Source organism: Candidatus Hodarchaeum mangrovi, assembly GCF_975850365.1.
In genome coordinates this window covers 1-4,821 of the sequence record NZ_CDLCQJ010000047.1, presented here as the reverse complement: position 1 = coordinate 4,821, position 4,821 = coordinate 1, and the positions used below count along the sequence as shown (strand labels likewise).

The following is a 4,821-nucleotide window of genomic DNA, read 5'->3' as shown; positions in this document are numbered from 1 at the left end:
GATGTTCCTTATAAGTTAATCGATATGGCAGAAGATGCTATATGATTACTTGATGCGTTAAAAATTGATAAAGCACATATTTGTGGAGTAAGTATGGGTGGAATGATTGCTCAGACGATAGCAATCAATTTTCCGAACCGAATTCAAACCTTAATTTCAATTATGTCTACCACTGGCGATCCAACATTACCTCAAGCAACTCCAAAAGCAATGAAAGTATTATTGGCTCCACCTGAATCGGAACGTGATGAAAATATAAAACAAGGTGTCGAAACATGGAAAATCCTTAGTGGAGGAGTTCTCCCATTTAATGAAGAATTTGTAAGAAAACGAGTTGCTCGTGCTTACGATCGATCATTTAATCCAAATGGATCTGGTCGTCAACTAGCAGCTATTATTGCTTCAGGTAGTCGTAAAGAAGAACTTAAAAGAGTAAATATTCCATCTTTGATAATACATGGAGATGCTGATCCCCTCATTCCAATTGAGGGTGGTGAAGATACTGCTAAATCTATTCCTAAAGCAAAATTTTTGAAAATTCAAGGTATGGGGCATGATATTCCATTGGAGATAGCTCCAAAGATCATAAGCGAAATTGTTAATCATATTGGAGGATTAGTATAACCATAATAGGTCAGTAACCTTTTTTATTAATGATGAAATATTTATGAAGACAATCTCCTTCCTACTTCCAGTGCTTTTTTCAATACTTCAGGTTTATTCTTTACATCCCCTCTTCGGCTGACTCCTGTACAAACTATTTTCTCTTCTAGGTGTATCCCGAGATACTGTGTAATATCCTCTATCATACCAATTATATGCCGGGAATAAGATTCACCACTTCCCCCTGAAGCAATCACAAGTATGACTCGTTTTCCATGAAAGAATTGGCGTTTCAATTCGTATTCGTACCACCTATCGATAAATGCTTTTAGTATCGCTGTTGGTCCCCACCAATACACTGGTGTCCCTATTATCCAGACTTCACTGTCATTTAATTTGTCTTTTAAGGTAATGAAGTCGTCTTTATGTTTACATTCACCAGTTTTAAAACAAACATTACAGCCATCACAGGGTTTTATTGTTAAATCATTCAATAAAACCTTTTCTGTCCTTGCACCCTTTTCTTTGGCTCCTTTCAATATTTCATCAGTTATGATATCAGTATTTCCTCCTTTGCGAGGACTTCCTACTATTCCTAATACTCTAATTTGTTTCATTTTACTATCATTCTTTGATTATTTGTTCATTAAAAACGATTTGTATGAAATGTGATCATATTAGCATTGATTGAAAGTAATTTATGTGAAAAGCTTAGCTCTATTTCTGTTTCCAAATTTTCCAATGTATAACTAAATTATCCTTTTTCTATAGTTTAACCGTAGAGAGATAAATAACTATTAGCCTTAAGTTGTTTGATTTACTCGTTTTGGATCTTTTTTCGAAAGTTTGTTACAGCAAGATGAATAAAAGTTCTAGTCGCCTAGAACCTAAATATTTTAAATGAGTTAATTTTTATAATAACCAGAAATCTATTCTAAATTTACCGAATAAAGAGAGTTCTAGTGATTTGTAAGTCAATACTTAAGTATAATACTGATAAATGGATCATAGACATTAAATTAAAAAGGATTAGATAAAAAATGATGAAAATGAAAAGGAAAGCATTGACTAGTATAGTAATTCTGATGGTCTCATTAATTTCCATAGTTTCAGTACAATCGATTCAAACTGCTGAAAAACCTATAGATTTTACTGTGAATTGGCATGAGTATGACGACAACGAGGATAGTAAGGCTGATAGGATAGATATCACATATATGTTGTGGTTCCAAGCTGATATTTTCGTTATAATAGATTCCATTATCCATGTGAGACTCTGGAATAACACTTCACTTGAATATAAAACTGTAGAATTTATAACCGACCACCATGAATCGTTTAATACAGCAGGAAACGGGGAGGGTTATACTTTAGACTTTAGACCAGAATTTGAAGGTCAATATCAAATTAATGTGAGAATATTCATGAATAACACCCTAGAACTTTCAGAAACTATTGATTGGTATGGATGGAAATCAGATATTACTGAAAAAGCTCTAGATGCTACTTGGCTTGAGTATGATGAGGATGAGGATGGTTTCAAAGATACTATAAACATCTATTTTCGTCTTCAACCAAATACAACAGGAATTATCAATGTTAATGTCAACTCTTCAGTTTTTTTATTAAATGAATCATCTATTAACTTAGAAGAGATTTACACAACCTTTTACGATTCTACAACTGTTGAATCCTCACACGGAGCAATTATTTCTGTGAATATTACATTGAGGTCACCTTTAACAGGTGATCTGGTTATTAAAAACAGAATTTCAATTCAATCAGACATTTATGGATTTAGTTTCGGCCTAACATCCATTCTTTGGGAAAATGCAAACAAGTATGGAAATAATGAACCTCATTTGAAAGTTGTGGCATATAATCTAGATGAGACAACAACACAACAGCCCTCATCGACGTTATCTTTGACATCCTCATCTATTATCTTCTCTGTTCCTGGCTTAATGACTTTAGATGAGCCCACGCTACTGATAGTGACTTTGATTGGAAGTATAATAGCCCTCTTGGTCATTTCTATAATTGAAAAAAGAAAATGAAACCTAATCGAAAGGAGCTAAATGATCATTAATTCTGAGTTATATTCCGTATTGGCACATCCTCACCGCAGAACACTTATTAGAGAAATCTACTATGAGGGTGAAGGTTCCATCAAACACTTTAGAGAGAATTTAAACTTTAAAATCGGAACACTATATCACCATCTGAAGGTACTAATTGATTCTGGTCTTGTCAAACAAACTGAAACGAAGAAGTACATCTTAACCACAAACGGAATGAAATTAATAATGGAAATCTTTACAGAAGATGTATTGCCTCCTATTATTTCCTTAAATGACCAGTCTAAACAAAGTTTTAAGGTCTTAAAACTACCAATGAGAGTAACTAGACTTGAGAGATTAATAAATAACATATTTGAGATCATATATAATAATCCTATCAAGTTGTTGTTCTTAAATTTATTCAGTTTATCGCTACTGTTATTTTTTCTCATGGATTTACAAATTGGATTGGTAGGCTGTTTTATATTTAAAAGTAATAACAATTTTTCTTCAGCTGTCTCATTAATTATGTCTTCAATCGGTGTGATTAGTATAATAAGTATTATTCCTAGAATTTTTAGAAAATCAGAACCAACCTCTTTTGAAATTGTAATTAATGGAAGCAGTTTATTTCTTCCAATATCTCTTTTCCTTTCACTTATCTATTTTGGTAGAATGACTAGATTGTTGTCTAGTGATACAATCCTATTAGTAGTTGGGCAAATTTTACTCCAGTTGATTTGGATAATCTGGATTTACATGGTTTTCAGGAAGATCTATGTCGTAGAGAAGAAATCTGCATTGATAAGCTCATTCGTTATTAATTACTCCTTGTTAACATTGGCTTTTGTACTAATATAGCAGAAAAATGAATGGTATTCTTTAAAGTTGATGATTTTTTTCTTATTCAGGGAGCTCTTTTTATCGTGAAGGATAATTCTTGATCTAGAAGAAAAAGAATGTCAGAGGTCAATAAATAATAACAGCTATTTTTTCACCGAAAATATTCTTTTAAAGGTCTTTTTTCTACAAATACATTTTGAGGTTGTACTTTAGATAAAATATTATTCCTCTATTTGTTCATCCATATACTATGTTCATTCTCCGTATAATTTAGGAAGATGTGTAATATTTCTATGAATTAATGCAGTTATTGTTAAAAACTTGAACCTAGAAGAGCTTTTACCTCTATTATAACAACTTAAAAAAGCTATGAATGACAAACCAAAGAGAGATGCTTTAGGATGGCATATATTCGCTTTATCACTTCATTTGTTTTAATTAGCATTTTAATTTGTATTTTTAGTTTTCAATACATTGAGGGTGACCTTAGCTCAACGATGGTAATTAGAGAAGAAATTCTAGGTGAAACTAGTGACTCTTTTGGAGAGAGTATCAAGATCCCTGGGATTGAAGGTTCCTTTGCTGTTATTGCCACAGATAACAACGGTGGAGTCTATATAGCTTATCAAGGCCATTGGGTAGAGAATAGCAATGATTTAGTAAGTTTTCATGTTTATTTTGCCTATTCACATGATTATGGGAAAAGTTGGAGTGAAAGTTTCAGGATTAACGATAATGAAAGCACTTCCGTTCAATGTGATAGCCCAGCTATAGCAATAGACAAAACCAATGGTCATATATTCGTCGCATGGAAAGATAACCGAACTGGAGTAGCAAATGTATATATCGATAAATCCATAGATCGTGGAATCTCCTTTGAATCTGATGTTAAAGTTAGTAATTCATCTACTGATTACGTTCCTCCATGGCTCCCTTTCACAGTTAACCTTGAGATTAGTAATCATGGAAAAATTTACGTTACTTGGCTTTCATATACTAGTAGTAGCTTCACGGATTGCCAAATTTTATTTACAAATTCTCTTGATGGTGGACAGACGTTCTATACTCCTATTATTATCCAATCAACGGAAACTGAAACAATATTTGCTCATCCGTGGGTAGCAATTGATAGTAATAATATCCTTTATGTTGTCTATTCAAAACGAGATTCCATTTCTGCTAATGTTTACCTTGCAAAATCTCAGAATGGTGGATTATCTTTTGAAACACCAATTAAAGTCAATGACGGCTCCACACAAAGGTACTGTGGAGGAACAAAAGTTTCTGTATCACCTGATGGAAGTATCCACGTTGT

General features: G+C 32.9%; 4 protein-coding genes and 1 pseudogene. 4 read left to right on the top strand and 1 reads right to left on the bottom strand.

What is annotated here, in order from left to right; all coding sequences use genetic code 11:
* Positions 1 to 57 precede the first annotated feature (57 nt).
* Positions 58 to 624 (top strand): annotated as a pseudogene (locus ACWVCY_RS05050) (alpha/beta fold hydrolase); the annotation flags it as partial.
* A gap of 41 nt (positions 625 to 665) precedes the next feature.
* Here ACWVCY_RS05050 and ACWVCY_RS05045 read toward each other — a convergent pair.
* Entirely contained in the window at positions 666 to 1,220 is a 555-nt protein-coding gene (locus tag ACWVCY_RS05045; protein ID WP_455140800.1) for a flavodoxin family protein, read from the bottom strand.
* A 423-nt stretch (positions 1,221 to 1,643) separates the two neighbouring features.
* Between ACWVCY_RS05045 and ACWVCY_RS05040 the strand changes: the two genes are divergently transcribed.
* The 3 genes from ACWVCY_RS05040 to ACWVCY_RS05030 form a co-directional block, all read left to right on the top strand.
* Positions 1,644 to 2,660, top strand: a complete 1,017-nt coding sequence (locus tag ACWVCY_RS05040) for a hypothetical protein (protein WP_455140799.1) — start codon at positions 1,644 to 1,646, stop codon at positions 2,658 to 2,660.
* Positions 2,661 to 2,681: 21 nt separating this feature from the next.
* On the top strand, positions 2,682 to 3,524 hold the full coding sequence (locus ACWVCY_RS05035) for a winged helix-turn-helix domain-containing protein (RefSeq protein WP_455140797.1): 843 nt from the start codon (positions 2,682 to 2,684) through the stop codon (positions 3,522 to 3,524).
* Between the two features lie 383 nt (positions 3,525 to 3,907).
* A partial coding sequence (locus tag ACWVCY_RS05030) for a sialidase family protein (RefSeq protein WP_455140795.1) occupies positions 3,908 to 4,821 on the top strand: 914 nt, incomplete at its 3' end.

What these genes read in the sequence shown, in the direction of transcription:
- ACWVCY_RS05045 (WP_455140800.1), bottom strand. Translation starts at nt 1,220, where the DNA reads ATGAAACAAATTAGAGTATTAGGAATAGTAGGAAGTCCTCGCAAAGGA.
- ACWVCY_RS05040 (WP_455140799.1), top strand. Translation starts at nt 1,644, where the DNA reads ATGATGAAAATGAAAAGGAAAGCATTGACTAGTATAGTAATTCTGATG.
- ACWVCY_RS05035 (WP_455140797.1), top strand. Translation starts at nt 2,682, where the DNA reads ATGATCATTAATTCTGAGTTATATTCCGTATTGGCACATCCTCACCGC.